Origin of the sequence: Roseomonas populi, from assembly GCF_024594815.1 — a bacterium.
Lineage (GTDB): Bacteria > Pseudomonadota > Alphaproteobacteria > Acetobacterales > Acetobacteraceae > Roseomonas > Roseomonas populi.
The window spans coordinates 45,724-66,095 of record NZ_JANJOU010000015.1; the positions used below are offsets into that span (position 1 = coordinate 45,724).

Annotated in this window: 16 protein-coding genes and 1 pseudogene; 12 read left to right on the forward strand and 5 right to left on the reverse strand. The window is 72.2% G+C overall.

What is annotated here, in order from left to right; genetic code table 11:
• Window positions 1-94 precede the first annotated feature (94 nt).
• The 3 genes from coxB to NRP21_RS16865 are packed head-to-tail and all read left to right on the forward strand — an operon-like array spanning window position 95 to window position 3,833.
• A complete protein-coding gene (coxB, locus tag NRP21_RS16855; protein WP_257717391.1) occupies window positions 95-970 on the forward strand; it encodes a cytochrome c oxidase subunit II in 876 nt (291 codons plus the stop codon).
• Window positions 967-3,477, forward strand: a complete 2,511-nt coding sequence (locus NRP21_RS16860; RefSeq protein ID WP_257717392.1) for a cbb3-type cytochrome c oxidase subunit I — start codon at window positions 967-969, stop codon at window positions 3,475-3,477. The genes coxB and NRP21_RS16860 overlap by 4 nt, the downstream gene beginning before the upstream one ends.
• Window positions 3,474-3,833 (forward strand): hypothetical protein, encoded by a 360-nt coding sequence (locus NRP21_RS16865; protein WP_257717393.1) that lies wholly within the window; start codon window positions 3,474-3,476, stop codon window positions 3,831-3,833. The genes NRP21_RS16860 and NRP21_RS16865 overlap by 4 nt, the downstream gene beginning before the upstream one ends.
• Window positions 3,834-3,995: 162 nt before the next feature.
• Here NRP21_RS16865 and NRP21_RS16870 read toward each other — a convergent pair whose 3' ends face one another.
• On the reverse strand, window positions 3,996-4,220 hold the full coding sequence (locus NRP21_RS16870) for a DUF3606 domain-containing protein (RefSeq protein WP_257717394.1): 225 nt from the start codon (window positions 4,218-4,220) through the stop codon (window positions 3,996-3,998).
• A gap of 528 nt (window positions 4,221-4,748) precedes the next feature.
• On the opposite strand from NRP21_RS16870, the gene NRP21_RS16875 reads away from it, so the two are divergent.
• Genes NRP21_RS16875 through NRP21_RS16890 form a run of 4 tightly spaced genes read left to right on the forward strand, consistent with a single transcriptional unit; the run spans window position 4,749 to window position 10,526 of the window.
• Window positions 4,749-5,528 carry a Crp/Fnr family transcriptional regulator gene (locus NRP21_RS16875; RefSeq protein WP_257717395.1) on the forward strand — a complete coding sequence of 260 codons (780 nt, stop codon included), beginning with the start codon at window positions 4,749-4,751 and terminating at the stop codon, window positions 5,526-5,528.
• Window positions 5,525-6,541, forward strand: a complete 1,017-nt coding sequence (locus NRP21_RS16880; protein ID WP_257717396.1) for a chemotaxis protein CheB — start codon at window positions 5,525-5,527, stop codon at window positions 6,539-6,541. The genes NRP21_RS16875 and NRP21_RS16880 overlap by 4 nt, the downstream gene beginning before the upstream one ends.
• Window positions 6,542-6,595: 54 nt before the next feature.
• The gene (locus NRP21_RS16885; RefSeq protein ID WP_257717397.1) at window positions 6,596-10,165 is read left to right on the forward strand and encodes a CheR family methyltransferase; all 3,570 of its coding nucleotides are present in this window, start codon (window positions 6,596-6,598) and stop codon (window positions 10,163-10,165) included.
• Complete coding sequence (locus NRP21_RS16890; protein ID WP_257717398.1) at window positions 10,152-10,526, forward strand: response regulator; 375 nt, start codon at window positions 10,152-10,154, stop codon at window positions 10,524-10,526. Before NRP21_RS16885 ends, NRP21_RS16890 begins: the two co-directional genes overlap by 14 nt.
• Before the next feature lie 243 nt (window positions 10,527-10,769).
• Here the strand turns inward: NRP21_RS16890 and NRP21_RS16895 are convergent, their stop codons facing one another.
• Window positions 10,770-12,125, reverse strand: coding sequence for an aldehyde dehydrogenase family protein (locus NRP21_RS16895; protein ID WP_257717399.1), 1,356 nt, complete (start codon window positions 12,123-12,125; stop codon window positions 10,770-10,772).
• An 89-nt stretch (window positions 12,126-12,214) separates the two neighbouring features.
• Here NRP21_RS16895 and NRP21_RS16900 point away from each other — a divergent pair, with 89 nt between their 5' ends.
• Entirely contained in the window at window positions 12,215-13,273 is a 1,059-nt protein-coding gene (locus NRP21_RS16900; protein ID WP_257717400.1) for an isocitrate/isopropylmalate dehydrogenase family protein, read from the forward strand.
• Between the two features lie 41 nt (window positions 13,274-13,314).
• On the opposite strand, the gene NRP21_RS16905 is transcribed toward NRP21_RS16900, so the two are convergent.
• From NRP21_RS16905 to NRP21_RS16915, 3 genes are all read right to left on the reverse strand, one after another.
• A complete protein-coding gene (locus tag NRP21_RS16905; protein WP_257717401.1) occupies window positions 13,315-15,318 on the reverse strand; it encodes a PAS domain-containing sensor histidine kinase in 2,004 nt (667 codons plus the stop codon).
• Between the two features lie 206 nt (window positions 15,319-15,524).
• Window positions 15,525-17,642 (reverse strand): acetate--CoA ligase family protein, encoded by a 2,118-nt coding sequence (locus tag NRP21_RS16910; protein WP_257717402.1) that lies wholly within the window; start codon window positions 17,640-17,642, stop codon window positions 15,525-15,527.
• Between the two features lie 79 nt (window positions 17,643-17,721).
• On the reverse strand, window positions 17,722-17,928 hold the full coding sequence (locus tag NRP21_RS16915; RefSeq protein WP_257717403.1) for a hypothetical protein: 207 nt from the start codon (window positions 17,926-17,928) through the stop codon (window positions 17,722-17,724).
• A 297-nt stretch (window positions 17,929-18,225) separates the two neighbouring features.
• On the opposite strand from NRP21_RS16915, the gene NRP21_RS16920 reads away from it, so the two are divergent.
• The 4 genes and pseudogenes from NRP21_RS16920 to NRP21_RS16935 form a co-directional block, all read left to right on the forward strand.
• A complete protein-coding gene (locus tag NRP21_RS16920) occupies window positions 18,226-18,651 on the forward strand; it encodes a Tat pathway signal protein (protein ID WP_257717404.1) in 426 nt (141 codons plus the stop codon).
• A gap of 3 nt (window positions 18,652-18,654) precedes the next feature.
• Window positions 18,655-19,455: a MotA/TolQ/ExbB proton channel family protein gene (locus tag NRP21_RS16925; protein ID WP_257717405.1), complete on the forward strand. Its 801-nt coding sequence runs from the start codon at window positions 18,655-18,657 to the stop codon at window positions 19,453-19,455.
• 5 nt (window positions 19,456-19,460) lie between these two features.
• Complete coding sequence (gene tolR, locus NRP21_RS16930) at window positions 19,461-19,910, forward strand: protein TolR (RefSeq protein WP_257717406.1); 450 nt, start codon at window positions 19,461-19,463, stop codon at window positions 19,908-19,910.
• A 14-nt stretch (window positions 19,911-19,924) separates the two neighbouring features.
• Window positions 19,925-20,372, forward strand: a pseudogene (locus NRP21_RS16935) (hypothetical protein); the annotation flags it as partial.

Sequence of the window (20,372 nt, forward strand, 5' to 3'; positions counted from 1 at the left end):
GTGCAGGGGCGGAGCCCCTGCGATCTTCCTCACCGCCTGCACCGGCGCGCAGACACCGCTCGATCCCTGGGGCGTCCAGGCAGACCGCATCGCGATGCTCAGCCACGTGCTGTTCTGGGGCGGCGGGGCGGTGTTCCTCGTCACCATGGGCTTCCTGGCGCTCGCCTTCCTGGCGCCGCAAGGGTTGCGGCGAGCGATGGGGTCACGACGTTTCCTGATCGGGGGCGGGATCGCCTTCCCCGTGGTCGTGCTGACGGCGCTGCTGGGCTACTCGCTCTCCGTCTCTCGCGCGCTGACGAAGCCGATGTCGGACGCGCCGCTGCGGGTGGAGATCATCGGCCGGCAGTACTGGTGGGAGGTGCGCTACCCCGACCTCGGCGAGGGCGCGGTGACGGCGAACGCGCTGCACCTGCCGCTGGGGCGGGAGGTAGAGCTGAACCTCACCTCGGCGGACGTGATCCACAGCCTGTGGGTGCCGAACCTGCACGGGAAGCTGGACATGATCCCCGGCCGCGTGAACCGCCAGCGCCTGCGCGCGGACAAGCTGGGCGAACTGCGCGGGCAGTGCACGGAGTTTTGCGGGCAGCAGCACGCCCTGATGGCCTTCGACGTGGTGGTGCAGACGCCCGAGGATTTCGACGCCTGGATCGCCCGCCAGCGCGCGCCCGTGCCCCAGCCGGAGACGGAGGAGCACCGGCGCGGGATGCAGGTGTTCGGGGAGGCGGGCTGCGGTGCCTGCCACGCGGTGCGCGGCACGCCCTGGGTGGCGCGGATCGCGCCGGACCTCTCGCGCGTGGGGTCGCGCGCCACGCTGGCGGCGGGGGCGCTGCCGAACAACCGCGGCAATCTGGCGGGCTGGATCGCGGCGCCGCAGGACATCAAGCCCGGCAACAACATGCCGTCCTACGCCCGTTCCCTGGAGGGTTCCGACCTGCTCGCCCTCGCCTCCTGGCTGGAATCCCTGCGTTGAGTGATCTGCCTCATACCCTGCCGCGCCCGCCGGAGGAGCTGGGCCGGCTGGAGGCTGCCTGGGCCTTCCCGCGCGGCTTCCGCGTGATCACGGAGATCAACAACAACCTCATCGGGCCGCTCTTCCTGGCGACCTCGCTGATGTTCCTGCTGCTGGCGGGGCTGCTGGGCGTGCTCATCCGGCTGCAGCTCGCCTTTCCCGGCCTGACGCTGATCGACCCGGCCACCTACAACCAGGTCTTCACCACCCACGGCACGATTATGATGTTCCTCTTCGCCGTGCCGGTGGTGGAGGCGGTGGGAATCGCGCTGCTGCCCGCCATGCTGGGTGCGCGGGAGATGCCGACGCCGCGGCTGGGGGCCTACGCCTACTGGATCTACCTCATCGGCGGCTCCGCCTTCTTCATGTCGCTCTTCTTCGGCGCGGCGCCGGACGGGGGCTGGTTCATGTACCCGCCGCTGACGGGCAAGGCGCACTCCCCCGGCGTGAACACGGACATGTACCTGCTGGGGATCGGCTTCATCGAGATCTCCGCCATCGCCGGCGCGATCGAGCTGATCACGGGTATCCTGCGCTGCCGCGCGCCGGGCATGACGCTGGGGCGGATGCCGGTCTTCGCCTGGGCCATGCTCGTCTTCGCGGGGATGGTGATCTTCGCCTTCCCCGCCGTGATCGTCGCCTCCACCCTGCTGGAGCTGGAGCGCGCCTTCGACTGGCCCTTCTTCCTGCCGGAGCGCGGTGGCGATCCGATGCTCTGGCAGCACCTGTTCTGGTTCTTCGGCCACCCGGAGGTCTACATCATCTTCCTGCCGGCGGCGGGGATGGTCTCCATGATCGTGCCGACCATGGCGCGGGCGCCGCTGGTCGGGCACAGCCTCGTCGTGCTGGCGCTGGTGGGCACGGCCTTCCTCTCCTTCGGGCTCTGGGTCCACCACATGTACGCCACGGGCATCCCGGGGCTGAGCCTGGCCTTCTTCGCCTCCGCCGGCTTCGCCGTCTCGGTCCCCTCCGGCCTGCAGGTTTTCGCCTGGATCGCCACCTTCGCGAGCGGGCAGCGCGCGCGGCTCGCGACGCCCACGCTCTTCATCCTCGGCTTCCTGTTCATCTTCACGCTGGGCGGGCTGACGGGGGTGATGGTCTCCGTCACGCCCTTCGACTGGCAGGCGCACGACACTTACTTCATCGTGGCGCACCTGCACTACGTGCTGATCGGCGGCATGGTCTTCCCGATCCTCGCCGCCCTCTACTACTGGGCGCCCTGCCTCGGCACGCCGCTGTCGGAACGGCTGGGGAAGTGGGTGTTCTGGCTCTGCTTTCTTGGCACCAACGTCACCTTCTTCCCCATGCACATCTCCGGCTTCCTCGGGATGCCCAGGCGCATCTACACCTACCCCGCGGGGATGGGGCTGGAGATCTGGAACCTGATCTCCACCATCGGCGCGCTGATGGTGCTGGCGGGCGGCGTCGTGCTGTTCACGGACCTGATCCGGAACTTCCGGCCGCAGAACGGCGGCGACAACACATGGGACGCGGGCACGATGGAGTGGCTGCCCAACTATAATTACGGCCCGCGCAGCCTGCCGGCGGTGAACAGCCGCTATCCCCTCTGGCGCAACCCGAAGCTGGCGGAGGAGGTGGAGGCGGGCGCGCACTACCTGCCCGGCACGATCACGGGCCGGCGTGAGGGGCTGGTGGTCAGCCCCGCGGAGGGCACGCCGCAATACGTCGCCGTGCTGCCCGGCCCCTCCTGGGCGCATCTCGTCGCGGCGGTGGGCACGGCGGGCTTCTTCCTCGTGCTGACGGTGGAGTGGCTGGTGCCCGCCGCCGCCTTCGCCGCGCTGGCCCTGGCCGCCTTCCTCTACTGGCTCTGGACCGGCACGGATTTCGGCCCGATCGGGGAGGGGCGCGGCAACATCGGCGGCGGAATCGTGCTGCCCACCTACGTCACCGGCCCGATGTCGCTCTCCTGGTGGGCGATGTGCGGGCTGATGCTGGTGATGGGCTCCTGCTACGCCTGCCTCATCGGCACCTACCTGTTCCTGTGGCTGGTGAACGGGGACGGCATGTGGCCCCCCGCCGGGATCGGCCTGCCCGTGTTGGAGCGCGGCGGGATCGCCCTGGCCCTCTATCTCGGCGCGGGCGCGGTGATGCTGCTGGCGCGCGCGCTGCTGCGGCGGCGCAACGCGCTGCCCTTCTGGGCCGTGCCGCTGGCCCTCGTGCTGCTGATCGGCGGCTACCTCGTGGACCTCTCCGCCCTCACCGGCGCCGGCATCTGGCCGACGCAGCACGCGCACACCGCCTCCTCCTACGCGCTGCTCACCTGGCAGGGCGGTATCGTCATCACCTGCGTCATCATGGCGCTCTACACCCAGGCCCGCGCCTGGGCGGGGATGCTGGACGCCACGCGGCGCCTGACCTTCGACAACACCATGCTGTTCTGGCTCTACGCGGCCGGGCAGGGGGCGGTGGGGATCGTGCTGCTGCACGGCTTCCCGCGCCTGCTGTGAGCGAGGCCGCCTCCGCCGCCCGCGCCGTCCTCTGGCCGGCGGCGGGGCTCGCCGTCTGGGGCGCGCATTTCGGCGCGATCTACGCCGTCCACGCCCATGCCTGCGAGCGCGGGCTGCAGGCTGGGCAGCTTCTCGGCCTGCCCTGGGTGGCGGCGCTGGTCGCCGCGGCCACGCTCCTCGCCCTGGCCGCGCTCGCCCTGCTCTTCCTTCTTGCCCAGCCCGTGCGCGCCGCAACGGAGGGCGGCGAGCCCGAGCCCGGCTTCACGCGCTGGTTCGGCGCGGCGGCCTGCGTCCTGGCCGGCTTCGCCGTGCTCTTCCAGGCGGCGCCGGCGGCGGTGCTGCCGGCCTGCTGGTGAGGCGCCGCGCGCCGGTCCTACCCCGGATTCACCCCCCGATACTCCGGGCAGAGGCCGGACCTCCGCTTCGGGGCAGCGACGCCCGACCCGCGCGCCCCGGGAAACGTCAGGTCAGCGCGGGCCGTACTTCTCCGCGCCCCCTGGCCATGGGCCTGTTGCCCGTCAGAAGGCGCCCAGCCCGGTCTCGCGTTGCTGCTCCGCACTGCCTGGCACCGGCTGGCGAAGAAGCAGGGCCACGTCTTGGACCAGCGGGCCGGCCTGTTGCACGGCGATGGTCAGGTCCAGCTCCGTGATGCGGAAGTTCCTGGCCCAGTGCTGGACACAGTAGGGATCGTCCAGGTCGATCCGGTTGCGAGCCGCTGAAGGGCTCCGGAGCACCTCGCTCATGTGCGTTCTCCTCCTGGCCGAAAAATTTAAGGAGGAATGTCGCGCAGCGTCCTATCGGGCGTTATTCCCGCGATCCCAATCGCGCGAGCGGTCCCGCGTTCCATTGCGCGGCCCCTTGCTGACCCCGAACAATCGGGCTGCGGCCAATGAATCAAGCAGCCATCGTCCTGGAAAAGCCTGTGGAGCAAACATGACGTCTGATCCTCGGTACCGAGGCTCGGGTCCGGCCCCGGGAGGAATCGATCGCGCGCCTGGAACGGCGCAGCTGCCCGTTGCCGACTGCCCGCGAGCTACTGGTGCAAATGCGGGAGACGCACCGGCGCTCAGCCAGGACGTCGCGCAGATGGCGTCCTACGCTGCCGCCCAGGATCTGCGGATGATGCACGAGTCCCTCGGGCTCCTGCAGCAAGGCCTCACGGGGTGGTCAGGCCGTTAGGTCGTCCTGTTACACACAGGTTATCCAGATGTTCGGAGAATGGTGCGAACATGGTGGGCGGCCCCCGGCGGCACCATCGGGAGAGTAGAACTATGGTTATTGCCACACAGATGCGCCCGTCCGATCACGGCAGCCTCCTCTCCCTCCGCCTGGGCAGGCTGCAGCCCCTTGGTCCTTTCGACACGGTCCTGCTCGAAGGGCTGGGCGGCCCGGTTCGGGCCTGCCCGGCCGGGGAGGAGATCGGCGAGCAGGGCGCCCCGCTGCGGCCCCGGCTGATCCGCAGCGGCTGGGCCGGTGCGGTGCGGTCGCTCCAGGACGGGCGCCGCCAGATCTTCCGGCTGCTGCTGCCGGGGGACACCATGGGGATCAGCACCATCCCTTCTGCCCTGGCCACCGCCGCCACTCTCGCCTTCACCCCTTTGGAACTGGTGGAGCTGGAGCCGGTGGCGGCCGCCCTACGGGACGCCCCGGAACAACATGCCGCCCTCGCCGCCGCCCTCGCCCTCGATGCCGCCAGGGCCGAGGCGGGGCTGCTGGACCACCTGATGCGGCTGGGCCGCCAGACCGCCCTGGAGCGCACCGCGCATCTCCTGCTGGAGCTGCGCGATCGCCTGGCCGCCGTGGGCCTGGCGAGCGAGACGCGCTTCCCGCTGCCGCTGACGCAAGAGGTGCTGGCGGATACGCTGGGCCTCAGCACCGTCCACATGAACCGCACCCTGCAGGAGCTGCGGCGCCTTCGCTTCCTCCGGATGGACAAGGGGCAGGTGGAGCTGCTCGATCCAGCCCGCCTGGCCGATCTGGCGGACTACGCCCTGTCCCAGGTCTCCACCCTATGCCCGGCCCCCGCCCCCCCGCGGGCGCGGATCGGGTGACCGGCCGACGGGATGTCGTCGCCATCGGAGGATCCTTCGGAAGCAGCGCCGTCCTGCGGCGCCTGCTAGGCGGGTTGCCGCCCGACTTCCCCGCAGCGGTCCTCATCGCCACCCATGTCCCGGGCAACAGCCCGGGCTATCTCGCGGAGGCGCTGGCCGGGCACAGCGCGCTGCCGGTGAGGCAGGCCGTGGATGGGCAGCCCATCCGGCCCGGCCATGTGATCGTCGCGTCGCCCGACCGGCACCTGCTGGCGATGGACGGTGCGATCGCGCTGGGAACTGGCCCGCGGGAGAACATGGCCCGGCCGGCCATCGATCCGCTCTTCCGCTCTGTCGCCCTGTCCTACGGGCCGCGGGCCATTGGGCTGGTGCTGACGGGCCTGCTGAACGATGGCGCCTCCGGGCTGCACGCCATCAAGGCCGCGGGGGGCGTGGCCATGGTGCAGCACCCGCTGGACGCGGAGGCCGACGAGATGCCCCGCGCGGCGCTGGAGACGGTGGAGGTGGACGCGGTGGGCCGCGCCGAGGAGCTCGCCGGGATGCTGGCGGCGGTGGCCGGCACGCTGGCCGGGCCGCGCGTGCCGCCCTCGCCCGACCTGGAGCTGGAGGTGGCGATCGCCGCCGGGCGCCGGCTGGGCTCCGATCAGCTGAGGACCCTGGCCAACCCCTCCCCCTTGAGCTGCCCGCACTGCCACGGTGTCCTCTCGGAAATGAAGGGGACGCGGCCGCTGCGCTACCGCTGCCAGATCGGCCACGCCTTCACTGCGGAGGCCGCCATCGCCTCGCAGGAGGCGGGGGTGGGCGACGCGCTACGGATTGCCATGCGGATGATGGAGGAGCGGGTGGAGCTGGTGACCCGCATGGCGAGGGATGCGCGGGAGAACGGGCGCAAGGCGGTGGCCGAACTGTACGAGGCGCGCGCCGCCGAGTATGCGGGCTACGCCGCCACGCTCCGCCGGGCCGCGACGCAGGACCTTCGCATGGCCCGGCGGGCCGGGGAGCCTGAGGTATAAACCGGGCCACCGATTTCGGATTATAAAGGGGGCCTTGGACGGAAGGGTGAGGCATTGAACGATCAGGACGCCGCCGGGGCAGCCGCGCCCACCGAGGCCGCGCCCCTGGCGGTGGTCGGGCTCGGGGTCGCGGCCGCGACCTTCCAATCCCTGCTGCGCCTGTTCTCCCTGATGCCGCGGGAGAGCGGCGCGGCTTTCGTCATCGTCTCGGAGTCGAAGGAGGCGATCGACACGGCCGCCCTCGTCGGGGCGCTGAACGCGGGCGGCGGCCCCCCTGCCCGCTTGGCGGCGGATGGGGACCGCCTGGCGGCGGACCAGCTCTACGTGGCGCCCGTCGGGGTGATGACGACGATCGAGGACGGGCATCTCCGCATCACCCCCGCCGAGGAACGGCCCGGGCATCGCGGCACGGTGGACACCTTCCTCATCTCCCTCGCCGAGGAGCAGCGGGAGGCGGCGGTCACGATCCTGCTGGAGAGCATGCCGGATGCGGGCAGCATCGGCGTGGCCCGGCTCAAGGCCTGCGGCGGCCTGATCCTGGCGGAGAGAGACGAGGCGGAGGAGGACAAGGCGAAGGCGGGCGAGGATATGGGGGCGGCGGCCATGGCCGACCTGTACCTGCCCCTGCCGGAGATTCCGCGGCGCCTCCTCTCCCTCGTCTCCTACCTGCGCGAGGTGGAAGGGCCGCAGGGGGACCGGGCGGCGCTGCGGGACGGCGAGAGCCGGCTGCCCGCCATCGCCACTATTCTCCGCAACCGCACGGGCCACGACTTCCACGGCTACAAGGCCAATACCTTCCTGCGCCGCATCCAGCGCCGGATGCACGTGCTGCGGCTCGACGCGCTGGACGATTACGTAGCACGACTGCGCGAGGACCCGGATGAAGCGCAGAACCTCTTCGAGGACCTGCTGATCGGCGTGACCCAGTTCTTCCGCGACCCCGCCGAGTTTGCGGTGCTGGAGGAGCGGGTCATCCCCGGCATGCTGGAGGGCAAGGGGGCGGGGGACACGATCCGCGTCTGGGTGCTGGGCTGCGCGACGGGGGAGGAGGCCTATTCCCTGGCGATGCTGCTGCGCGAGGCGATCGGGCGGATGGATGCGCCGCCGCACGTGCAGATCTTCGCCACCGACATCGACGCGCGGGCCCTGACGGTGGCGCGCACCGGGCGCTACCCGCAATCCATCGAGAAGGACGTGCCGCCGGAGCGCCTGGCGCGCTGGTTCGTCCGGGAAGGCGGCACCTACGCCATCCACAAGGACCTGCGGGAGATGTGCATCTTCTCCGCGCACAACGTCATCAAGGACGCGCCCTTCTCCCGCACCGACCTGATCTCCTGCCGCAACCTGCTGATCTACCTGAACGCGGAGCTGCAGGAGCGCGTGATCCCGCTGTTCCATTTCTCCCTGCGGCCGGGTGGTCACCTCTTTCTCGGCCCGTCGGAGAACGTGACGCGGCACGGCAAGCTCTTCCAACCCGTGGACCGCAAGCACCGGATCTTCCGCCGGCAGGAGACGGCGACGCGGGTACTGCCGGAATTCCCGCTGACCGCGCGCGCGGAGATCCGCCGCGCCGGGGGAGAGGCGGACCCGTCAGCCCGGGCGGTGCCGGGCATCAATCTCAGCCGCCGGGCCGAGCGCGCGGTGGAACGGCACGCGCCCGCCTACGTCGTTATCGATTCCGAGTACCAGGTGCTGAACTTTTCCGGCCGCACCGGGCCCTTCCTGGACCCGAGCACCGGCGTGGCCAACCTGAACCTGCTGAACCTCGTGCATCGCGACCTGCGGCTGGACCTGCGGGCGGCGCTACTGCGCGCAGGGGCCGAGCGCCGGACCGTCCGGATCTCCTCGCTCCGCATGGGGACGGAGGACGAGGCGCGCCGGGTGGGCATGACGATCGAGCCCCTGACGGAGAACTCGCAGGACCCGCCGCATTTCGTCGTCCTCTTCCATGACCTTGGGATGGATGGCGGAGAAGCGGAGGAGGCGGCGCGGAACCCGGCCATCCTGCGCGACGAGCACGTGGCACGGCTGGAGAGCGAGCTGCGCGTCACCAAGGACCGGCTGCAGGCCACGATCGAGGAGCTGGAGAGCACGAACGAGGAGCTGAAGTCCTCGAATGAGGAGTACCAGTCCATCAACGAGGAGCTGCAATCCGCCAACGAGGAGCTGGAGACCTCGAAGGAGGAGCTGCAATCCGTCAACGAGGAGCTGCAGACCGTCAACGGCGAGCTGGCGCACCGCGTGGGCGAGCTGGCCCGGACGAACAGCGACCTGAAGAACCTGCTGGAATCCACCCAGATCGCCACGCTGTTCCTCGACAACGACCTGCGGGTGAAGAGCTTCACGCCCGGCATGTCGGAGGTGTTCCACCTCATCGACGGCGACATCGGGCGCCCGATCGCGCATCTCGCCTCCCGCGTGCCCTATCCGGAGATGGGGGACGACCTGCGGCGCGTGCTGCGGACCCTTTCTACCGTGGAGCGGCAGATCGGCCTGGGGGAGGGGCAGCGCTACCTCGTCCGCGTGCTGCCCTACCGCAGCGTGGACAACTTCATCGCCGGTGCCGTGCTCACTTTCCTGGATGTCACGGAAGCGGTGCGCGCGCAGGAGGCGCTGCGCGTCGTGCAGGATCGTGCCCGGCAGGCGATGACGGCCGCCCGCATTGCCACCTGGGACCTCGACCCGGAGAGCGGCCGCTTCACGCATTCCGAGGGCTTCGAGGAGGTCTTCGAGGCGCCGCCGCCCGCCACCCTGGCGGCCCTGCTGGGCACCGCCCACCCGGAGGACCGGGACCGCCTGGCGCTGGCCTTCGACCGGACCCTGGCACAGGGCGAGCCACTGGACGTGGACGGGCGGCTGCTGGCCGGCCGCAGGGAGCTGTGGATCCGCTTCAGCGGCGGCCGTTCCGGCGCGCGGGTACTGGGCGTTTCCCAGGACGTGGATGCCCAGCGCCGGGCGGAGGCGCAGCGATCCCTCCTCATGGCGGAGCTGCAGCACCGCGTGAAGAACATCCTGGCCGTGGTGCGCTCCATCACCCGCCAATCCCTGGAGAGCGCGGAGAGCCTGGAGGAACTGCGCCTGCACCTGGGCGGCCGCATCGACAGCCTGGCGCGCACCCAGGGCCTTCTTGCCAACCGCGGCCGCGAGGGGATTACCCTGGACGGGCTGGTGCGTGACGAGTTGGCAGCGGTGCTCGGCCAGGACGGAGAGAGGGTGACCATCGAGGGGCCGCCCATTCTGCTGAAGGACAAGGCGGCCGAGACCTTCGCCCTGGGGATCCATGAACTGTCGACGAACGCGGTGAAGTACGGCGCCCTCTCCGGCCCGGATGGGCAGCTGGGCGTGCGCTGGCGCATCCTGCACACGGGCGGTGGGGACAGGCTGGCGCTGGAATGGCAGGAAACGGGAGTGCCGGTGCTGGACGTGCGCCCCTCCCGCACGGGTTTCGGTCGCCGGCTGATCGAGCGCGGCCTGCCCTACGACCTCGGCGCCGTCACCTCGCTGGAGTTCCTGCCGGGCGGGGTGCGCTGCGCGGTGGAGCTGCCCATGGGACCACGGGTGATCGCGATGGAGCAAGAAGACGGGACGGACGCCGAGGAGGACGGGGACGATGACGCAAGCTGAGGAACAGGCTGCACCACTTTCCGGCCGCCAGGTGCTGGTCGTGGAGGACAAGTACCTGATCGCCGAGGATGTCTGCACCCTGGTGGAGCGGCTCGGCGGCATCGTCATGGGGCCGGTCTCGGGCGTGGAGCCGGCGCTGGACCTGCTGCGGTCCGGCCGGCCGGACCTGGCCATGCTGGACGTGAACCTGGAGGGGGAGCGCGTCTACAAGGTCTGCACAGCCCTGCAGGAGGCGGACATCCCCTTCCTCTTCATCACGGGATACGACGCCTCCGTCATCCACCCGCATTTCCGAACGGTGCCCCACCTGGAGAAGCCGATCGACGAGGCTGCCCTGCGCGAGGCCATCGCGCAGCTCTGAAAATCGCGAGGGCGCTGTTCCGGTTCCTCGCTGGCGGTCTGTCCCGGGGAGAGGAAGAAGGAATTCTTCCTCTCCCCGGACCCCTCTCCATCATCTTCTTTTGGAAGTTGGAATCACTTCGCTGGCGGTGCGCCTCGGCTCGTGGAGCCGAGGCGACTGCGAGGGCGGGATCGGGCCGCGGTCCGGGGCCATGGCGCCCCGGGTCGGTCCCCGCGGTGGCCGGTGCGGTGCCGCCCGCGCACGTCAGCCCATCAGCCTCCGGATCATCGAGAGGGGCGCCTTCGGCGGCGGGTAGCGCAGCGTGGGATCGATCCCGGCGGGCTGGCGGAACAGGGCGCGGGGGTTGGAGAAGGCCTCGAACCCCGCCGCGCCGTGATAGCGCCCGCTGCCGCTCGGCCCCACGCCGCCGAAGGGCAGGTCCGGCACGGTGCAGTGGACGATGTGCTCGTTCACGCAGAACCCGCCGGAGGGAAGCGCGGCGGCCACCGCCTCCGCGAAGCCGGCGTCGCGCGTGTGGACATAGAGGGCCAGCGGCGAGGCGCGGCGGGAGAGGCCGGCCAGCAGCGCGCCGCGGTCCTGCCAGGTCGCCACGGGCAGGACCGGGCCGAAGATCTCCTCCTCCAGCAGCGCCGGATCGGGGTCCAGCAGGACCGTGGGCTGCATGTGCAGCGCGTTGTGGTCCACCCCGCCCCCGATCGCGGCGCGGCCGCGGGGCAGCATCGCCTCCAGCCGCGCCAGATGCCGCGCGTTCACCACGCGCTGCATGCCCCGCCCGTCCTCGCCGTAGAAGCGGGCGATCGTGGCGCGCAGGGCGTCCAGCAGGGCCTCCGCCTTGCTTTCATGCACCAGCACGTGGTTCGGGGCGAGGCAGGTCTGCCCGGCATTGAGGAACTTCGCCCAGGCGATGCGCCGCGCGGTGGGGACCGGGTCCGCATCCGCGTCCACGATGCAGGGATTGGCCCCGCCCAGTTCCAGCGTGGTGGTGGCGAGGTTGCGCGCGGCGGCCTCGGCCACCTTGCGGCCGGTCTCCGTGCTGCCGGTGAAGAAGAGGTGGTCGAAGGGCTGCGCCGTCAGCGCGGCGGCCAGCGACGGGCCGCCCTGCACCACCGCGACATGGCCGGGCGCGAAGCACCGCGCGACGAGCCGCGCCAGCACCTCCGCCGAGGCCGGCGTCACCTCCGAGGGCTTCAGCACCACCGCGTTCCCCGCCGCCACCGCGCTGACCAGCGGCACGAGGCAGAGCTGCACGGGGTAGTTCCAGGGCCCGAGGATCAGCACCGCCCCGCGCGGCTCCATCCGAAGCGCCGCGCGGCCGGGCAAGTGGAACCAGCGCCGACCGACGCGTCGCTCCCCCGCCCAGCGCGGCAGGCGCTTGAGGGCCAGCGCGATCTCCTGCCGCACCAGCAGGATCTCGGAGGTCCAGGAATCGAAGTCCGACTTGCCCAGGTCGGCCCGGAGCGCGGCCAGGATCTCCCCCTCCATCGCCTCCAGCCCGTCCCGCAATGCCTTCAGCGCGGCGATGCGCGCGGGCAGCGGGCGCGTGGCGCCGGTGGCGAAATGCGCGCGGGCGGCGTCCAGCAGGGCGGCGGCTTCGTCCATGCCCTCCCTTACCCCGCCGCGCGCCCGGAGACGATGGACGCCCCGCCCCGCCGGCCCGATACAGGCGGGGTCCGGAAGGGGAAAGTTCCATGCACCTCGTCGTCCTGCCCGGGGACGGGATCGGCCCGGAGATCACGGCCGCCACCCTGGCCGTGCTGGAGGCCGCGGCCAACCGCCACGGCCTGAACATGAACCTGACCCATGAGGTGGCGGGCCATGAGAGCCTGTCCCGCCATGGCACCACAGTCCGCCCGTGCCTGCTGGAGACGGTGCAGGCGGCGGACGGGCTGCTGATGGGCCCCATGTCCACTTACGACTACCTCGACGCGGGCAAGGGCGGCATCAACCCCTCCGGTTATTTCCGCAAAAGGCTGGACCTCTTCGCCAATATCCGCCCCGCCCGCACCTATCCCGGCGTGCCCCATCCCACGCGGCACGAGTTCGACCTGATCGTGGTGCGGGAGAACACGGAGGGCTTCTACGCCGACCGCAACATGGCCAAGGGCGGCGCGGAGATGCTGGTGACGGAGGATGTCTGCATCTCCCTCCGCCGCATCACCCGCCCGGCCTGCGCCCGCATCGCGGAGGCCGCCTTCCGCCTGGCCGCCACGCGCCGGCGGAAGGTGACGGCCGTGCACAAGGCGAACGTGCTGACCATGGGCGACGGCCTGTTCCTGGAGGAGTGCCGGCGCGCCGCCGCGAACCACCCCGGCGTGGAGCTGGAGGAGGTGATCGTGGACGCCATGGCCGCGCTGCTGATCCGCGACCCGTCCCGCTTCGACGTGATCGTCACCACCAACATGTTCGGCGACATCCTCTCCGACATGACCGCCGAGCTCTCCGGCAGCATCGGCCTCGGCGGCTCCGTCAACGCCGGCACGGCGCACGCCATGGCCCAGGCCGCCCACGGCTCCGCCCCCGACATTGCCGGGCAGGACCGCGCCAATCCCCTCTCCCTGGTCCTCTCCCTCGCCCAGCTCTTGGACTGGCACGGCGAACGCCGCGGCGGGCCCGCCTACGCCCGCGCCGCGCGGTCCATCGAGGCGGCGGTGGCGGAAGCCGTGGAGGCGGGGGAACTGACCCCGGACCTGGGAGGGCGGCTCGGCACGGAGGCGCTCGGGCAGGCCGTCGCCAGGCGGGTGCGCTAGGCCGGCCTCGTCCCCCTCGGCCGCGCATCCCAGGTCGGGCATCACACGGGCGCCGCGTCAACCTCCCCGTCACCGGGCGGGGGGCCCGGCCTGAGCGGCACGTCCAACTCGCAGACAAGGCCGGACGGCCTCCAGCCCAGCGACAGCGTGCCGCCAAGCTGCCCCCGGACCGTGCCGTCCAGCACCCTCGTCCCGAAGCCTCGCCGCTCGGGGGATTTCTTCAAGGCGGGCCCGCCCCTCTCCGTCCAGCGCAGGCGCAACCGATCGGGCAGCCCACCCTCCACCGTCCAGTTGACCTCCACGCGCCCTTCCGGGGCCGAGAGGGCGCCGTACTTCACCGCGTTCGTGGCGAGCTCGTGGATCGCCATGGCGAGGGGCTGGGCGGCGCCGGCGGGCAGTGACACGGGGGGACCATCGACTTCGGCCTGCGGCCCCCCGCCATCACGGTCGAGGAACCCGTCCAACTCGCCCCGCAGCAGCGTCAACAGGTCCGCACCGGACCATTGGCGGTCGGCCAGCAGCGTCTGCGCCCGGGCCAGGGCCGCCACCCGCCCCTCGATCGCGCGCGCGTAGGTGGGCAGGTCGGGGGCACGCGTCAGCCGCAGGGCCGCCTGCACGACCGAGAGGGCGTTCTTGGCTCGGTGGTCCACCTCGCGGGACAGGAGTGCCTGCCGTTCCTCGGCCTGCTTGCGGTCCGTGATGTCGACCACGGTGCCGGAGAAGCGCTTCGGCATCCCGCCCCCGTCGTGAAGGCAGCGGCCGCGTGCGGCGACCCAGTGGACCTCGCCCCCGTCCCGGAGGAGGCGATACTCGGCCTCATATGGTTCCCCCGTTTCCAGGGTGCGCTTCATCGCGGCCTCGACGCGCGCCGCGTCCTCCGGGTGGATGACGCGCTTGAAGTCGGCGAGCGGAGCGCCGGCCGCGGCACGGTCAGGATCCACCCCGAAGAGCCGGGCGAAGCGCGCATCGGCGAAGAGGCGGTCCTGGGGGACGAGCCAGTCGTAGAGCCCGACCATGCCCGAGGCGTCGAGGGCCAGCTGCAGCCGCTCCTCGCTCTCGCGCAGGTCGGCCAGGGCCCAGGCCCGCTGCACCGCATCCCAGGTGCGCCCGGCCGCCTCCTCGACGAGCTCCGCCTCGACCCCCGTCCAATGGCGCGGCCCGCCGCTGTGGACGTAGAGGATGGCCGCCAGGCGGCCGGACCGGATGAGGGGTGCGACGATCAGGGCACGGGTCCCGATGCTGTCCCAGGTCGGCAGGTAGGCCGGGCGGGAGGTGCGGGGGTCCGCCTGGCAGTCCTCCACCACCAGCGTGCGCCCGGCCCGCAATTCGGCGATGACCGCCGGACCGAAGGCATCGAGGATGCGCGCCTCGCCGGCCAGGGAGGCCACGCGTCCGGCCGTCCAGTCGCGCTCGACGGAGACTACCTCGCCGGAGGCATCGATGATCCCGTAGCCGGCACGGTCCGCGCCGAGTTCCGTCCCCAGCAGTTCCGCCGCGAGGGTGGGCAGCGCGTGCGGATCGTTCAGGCCCCGGAGCGTGTCTCCGAGCCGCACGAGGAAGGCCTGCTTCCTCTCCATGAGGACCCGGCCGGTCGTCTCGGCCACGGCGCAGTACATGCCGGCGACGCGGCCCTCCTCGTCGCGTACCGGCGAGTAGGAGAAGGTGAACCAGGTCTGCTCGTCGAATCCCCTGCGGTTCATCAGGAGCGGCAGGTCCTCGCGGTAGGTCGCCACCCCGGCCATGGCCGCCTCGATCAGCGGGAGGATGTCGGGCCAGATCTCCGCCCAGATATCGTGGAAGCGTGCCCCGAGGGCGCGCGGGTGCTTCGCGCCGAGGATCTCGGCATAGGCGTCGTTGTAGAGGAAGCCGAGCTCCGCGCCCCAGGCGACGAACATCGGGAACTTGGAGCCGAGGAGCAGCTCGACGACCGACCGGAGCCGGGGCGGCCAGCCGGCCGGATTGCCCAGGGGCGAGCTCGACCAGTCGTGCCCGCGCATCAGGGCACCGGTCTCGCCACCGCCCGTCAGGAAGGCCGGTGCCGTCACCGGATGCGCCCCATCCGGCGGTGCCGGCTGCCGCCGTGGTTGTCGTTCTTCTCGCCCATGGGGCCTATATGCCCCCTGTGCCCGGCCCTGCCAGTCGCGGCCATCCCGTCAGGCATTCCCCATCATGCGCGCGAATGCCGGGGGCGGGTCTTCCCGCCACGCTCCGCGCCGGCCTTGTCCTGGACCAGATCCGCCGGGTGCCCGCCTCACCCGATCTCGATCACCGCATCCGCCGCGAAGGCCCCTTCGCCTGCGGGCAGGACCAGCACCGGGTTCAGGTCCACCGAGACGAGCCGCTCCCCTGCCGCCACCGCGAAGGCGGAGAGGGCCGAGAGGGCGCGGGCGAGGGCGGGGACGTCGGCCCTGGGCCGTCCCCGCGCGCCGTCCAGCAGGGGGAAGCCGCGGAGGGAGCGGATCATGGCCTCGGCCTCCGCCACGTCCACGGGGCAGCGGCGCAGGGCCACGTCGCGCAGCACCTCGATGAAGACGCCGCCGAGGCCGACCATCGCGACGGGGCCGAAGACCGGGTCGCGCGTCATGCCGAGGGCCACTTCCACCGCGCCGGTGACCTGGCGGGCCACCAGCACGCCGGTGACGCGCGCGCCGGGGACGTTGCGGGCGGCGTTGGCCATCAGGGTGGCATGGCCGGCGCGCACGGCCTCCTCATCGGCGATGTTCAGCAGCACGCCGCCGACCTCCGACTTGTGGAGGATGTCGGGGGAGAGGAGCTTCATCACCACGGGGAAGCCGATGGAGCGGGCGGCGGCCACGGCCTCCTCGGCGCTCGCGGCGGTGGCCTCGGGCACGGCGGGGATGCCGGCGGCGGCCAGCAGGCGCTTGGCCTCCGCCTCGTCCGGCGCCGTGGCGGGCAGGGTGACCGTGGGCATCGGCACGGGCGCGCGGGGCGGGCGGGCGAAGGCCGCGCCGAAGCGGCCCTGCGCGGCCAGGGCAGCCACGGCGCGGGAGGGATCGGGGAAGACGAGGTAGCCGTCCGCCTCGTACTCCCGCACCTGTTCCGGTGCGGCGAGGACGCTGAGGACCCAGAGGCGGTCCGGGTGGTCCTTCTTCACCCCGTTCAACTCCGCGCGCAGCCTCGGCGCGAGGGCGGGGGAGCCGCCGACGCCGGTGAAGAAGGCAATCAGGCTCGTGTAGCCGCCATCCTCCACCATGCCGCGCGCGAAGGCGCCCACCATGGACATGTCGTTGAACACCTGCGCGGTGCAGTCCACGGGGTTGGCGGGGTTGCTGAAGGGGATCAGGGCGCGTAGCCGGTCCTGCGCCGCCTCCGGCATCGGCGGCATGGGCAGGCCCTGCTCCTCCGCCGCGTCGGAGATCATCACCCCCGCCCCGCCGGAGATGGAGACGACGCCGAGGGTGTTCCGCACGGGGTAGATGCGCGGGGTGGCGGCATAGGCCACGTCCAGCAGCTCCTCCGTGTCGCGGGCGCGGTGGACGCCGAACTCGGCCAGGACGGCCGAGGTCACCGCATCATCCCCGGCGATGCTGGCCGTGTGGGACTGGGCGGCGCTGGCGCCGAGGGCGGAGCGGCCGACCTTCATCATCACCACGGGCTTGCGGGCGCGGCGGGCGGCCTCCAGCGCGGCGAGGAAGCGCGGGCCCTCCCGCACGCCCTCGGAGTAGCAGGCGATCACCTCCACCCCGTCATCGCCCGCCAGGTGGCCGATGGCGTCGCCCAGCGTCACCTCCGCCTCGTTGCCGGTGGTGATCAGGATCGGCGTGGCGATGCCCCGGTTCCGGGCCGCAGCGAAAAGATGGGTGCCGTAGGCGCCGGACTGGCTGGCGATGCCCACGCGCCCGCGGCCCTCAGGTGCCTGCACCGGCCAACCGCTGTCGAAGGAGGAGGTGAAGATCGGGTAGTAGCCCAGCGGCGCGTTGAACAGGCCCAGGCAGTTCGGCCCCAGCAACCGCATCCCGTGCCGCCGCGCCGTGGCCACCAGCGCTTCCTGGGCCGCTTGGCCCTCCCCCCCGACTTCGGCGAAGCCGGCGGTGAAGACGATGGCGGCGCGGCAGCCGCGGCGGCCCAGCGCCTCCACTGCCTCCTCCGCCAGGGCACCGGGCACGGCCACCACGGCAGCGTCGGGCACGCCGGGCAAGGCGTCGATGTCGGGGAAGGCAGGAAGGCCCTGCACGCGGTCCCGCTTCGGGTTCACCGGCCACAATTCCCCGGCGAAGCCCTGGCTGATCATGCTGTGCACGGGGCGCCCGCCGATGCGCGTCGGCTCCTCCGAGGCGCCGATCACGGCCAGGCTGCGCGGCGCCAGCATGGACCGCAGGGACTCGAAGCCCGGATCGCCGTCCATCATGCCGCATCCCTCCCCTTGGTTCGGGAGGGACGCTGCCCCGGGCGCCAGCCCGGGGCAAGAACCCCGGAGGAGAGGGCTCTCAGCCCTCCTTCGCTTCGTCGTCCTCCTCCTCGTAGGAAACCTCGGCCCCGCCAACCACGGCCAGGCAATCCGCATAAGTGGAGAGGATCCAGTCCCGGTCGTGCTCCACCCCGTCCTTGGCGGAGTCCATGATGATCCGGAGCAGGGCGAGCGCCACGGCAGGCTCGCTCTCGCCCTGGATCTGAATGTTTGGAAGGTCGGACATGCCGGCCCCTTTCGTATCGCGGTGCAGCAGGGTTCAAAGCCTTAACATGAGACAAGGATGCGGGAAGGGCCGGGGCATCACGCGGAGTTGGCACGGCGCACATCTTTGCTGCAAATCGTTCTCAACCGCGTTGCATCGGCTGTGCAGGTGCGATAGAGGGCAGACCTCCGACGGACGCATCGCGGCCCGGCGCCCCCCGCCGTGCCGTCAGCGCCGGGCCCTCATCGGCCCGGCGCGTGCCGCCCGTCCCAGGGCGCCCCGAGCGGACGCCGCGACAGAATAGGACGCCCCAGGGACATGCCCCTCGCCCGCGCCTTCCGGTTCCTGCCCGTGCTGCTGGCGCTCACGACGCCCGCCCTGGCGCAACAGGCCCCGGCGGGCCAGGTCTCGGTGGAGCTGAACCGGCTGGAAGCCCGGACCGAGGGCTGCCGCGTGTGGATGCTGGCCCGCAACCCCGGCGCGGCCGTGGACCCGCTGCGGCTCGACCTCGTCGTCTTCGGCAAGGACCAGGTCGTGGCCCGCCGCCTGGCGCTGGATCTCGGCCCCCTGCCGGCCGAGAAGACCATGGCCCGCATCTTCGACCTGGCCGGCACGCCCTGCGACAACGTCGGCTACATCCTTCTGAACGACGTGCTGGCCTGCGGGCCGGATGCCGCCCCTGCCGCCTGCCTCGGCCGCCTGGCCGTCAGCTCGCGCGTCCAAGGCGTGGCGCTGGAGAAGTAAGCCATGAACCCCGCCACTCCCGCACCCGCCGCAGCGCCTTCCGTCCCGCCCGCCGTGCCGGCGCCTGCCCTTCCCGCCGTGCCGCCCACCGGCGGCCCGGTCGCGGTGCCCGGAGCGCCCGCGACCGATCTCGCCCACGCGGCGGTCGCGCACGATCTCTCCCCGCTCGCGCTGTTCCTGCAGGCCGACCCCATCGTGAAGGGGGTGATGATCCTGCTGCTCGTCGCCTCCATCGCCTGCTGGGGCATCATGATCGAGAAGATGGTCACCGCCCGCCGGCTGCGGGCGGAGGCGCGGAAGCTGGCCAGCGCCGCAACCGGCGCCGCGACGCCCGAGGGCGGGCTGGCCGCGGACGTGATCCGCGCCGGCGCCCGCGAGTGGCATGAGGGGCGCGACCCCGCCGAGAGCCGCGGCGAGTACCGGGAGCGGATGGAGCACGCCATGCGCGCCCCCGTCATCGCCGCCTTCCGCGCGGCCGAGCCCGGCCTGCCGCTGCTGGCCACCATCGGCGCCGTGGGGCCCTTCATCGGCCTGTTCGGCACGGTCTGGGGCATCATGAACTCCTTCTCCGGCATCGCGGCCAGCGGCGACACCAGCCTCGCCGTCGTGGCGCCGGGCATCGCGGAGGCCCTGTTCGCCACCGCCATCGGCCTCGTCGCCGCCATCCCCTCGGTCATGGCTTACAACCGCTTCACCGTGACCTTCGCGCGGATCCGCCAGAACGCCTTCTCCTCCATCCACGAGCTCTCGGCCGGCATGGCGCGGCGCCCGGCCCCGGCCCGCGCCGCGCGCGCGGCGGAGTAGCCCCGATGGCCATGTCCATGGGCGGCGGCGGCGGGGACGACGACGACGCCATGCCGATGGCCGAGATGAACGTCACGCCGCTTGTGGACGTCATGCTCGTCCTGCTCATCATCTTCATGGTCGCCGCGCCGATGATGACGGTGGGCGTGCCGGTGAACCTGCCGAAGACCGCTGCCGCCCGCGCCGCCTCCACCAACCCGCCCCTCGTCCTCACCGTCGCTCCCGGCGGCAAGCTCTTCATCCGGCAGGAGGAGGTGACGGAGGACGCCCTCACCCAGCGCCTGGTGGCGATGCGCGAGGCCGATCCGGAAGCCCCCGTGCATGTGCGCGGTGATCGCTCCGTGCCCTATGGCGACGTGCTGCGCGTGATGGGCCGCGTCTCCCGCGCCGGCATCACGAAGGTCTCCCTCATCGCCGAGGCCGACGCCGCCGCGCCCGCGGTGCAGGCGCGCTGAGGGGCGCGGCCGGCATGGACCACCTCCTGGCGGAAAAGCCCCGCACCGCCCGCCCGCCCCTGCCGGCCATGCCGAAGGTGGCACCCCCGCCGGAGCCGCCGCCCGCTCTGCTGGAGGCCGCCCTCGCCGTCGCCGCCCGCGCCCCTGCCCCCGCGCTTCACCCCTCCGGCTGGCGCCGCGCGGCCAAGCCCCTGGCCTGGGGCGTCTCCGCCCTGTTCCACGTCGCCGCCATGGGCGTGCTGCTGATCCCCGCCGCGACGCTGGAGCCGCCGGCCCAGCCCTCCGTGGAGGTGGAGACGATGCCGGCTCCTGAGCCCGCGCCGGCCCCGGATCCCACCCCCGTCACCGAGGCCGCGCCGCCGCCCGCCCCGCCCGAGGCCGTGGCCGCCGCGCCGCCCGCACCTGCCGCCGAGCCCCCTCCGCCCCCCGACGCAGCGCCCCCGCCGCCGCCGGAGGCCGTGA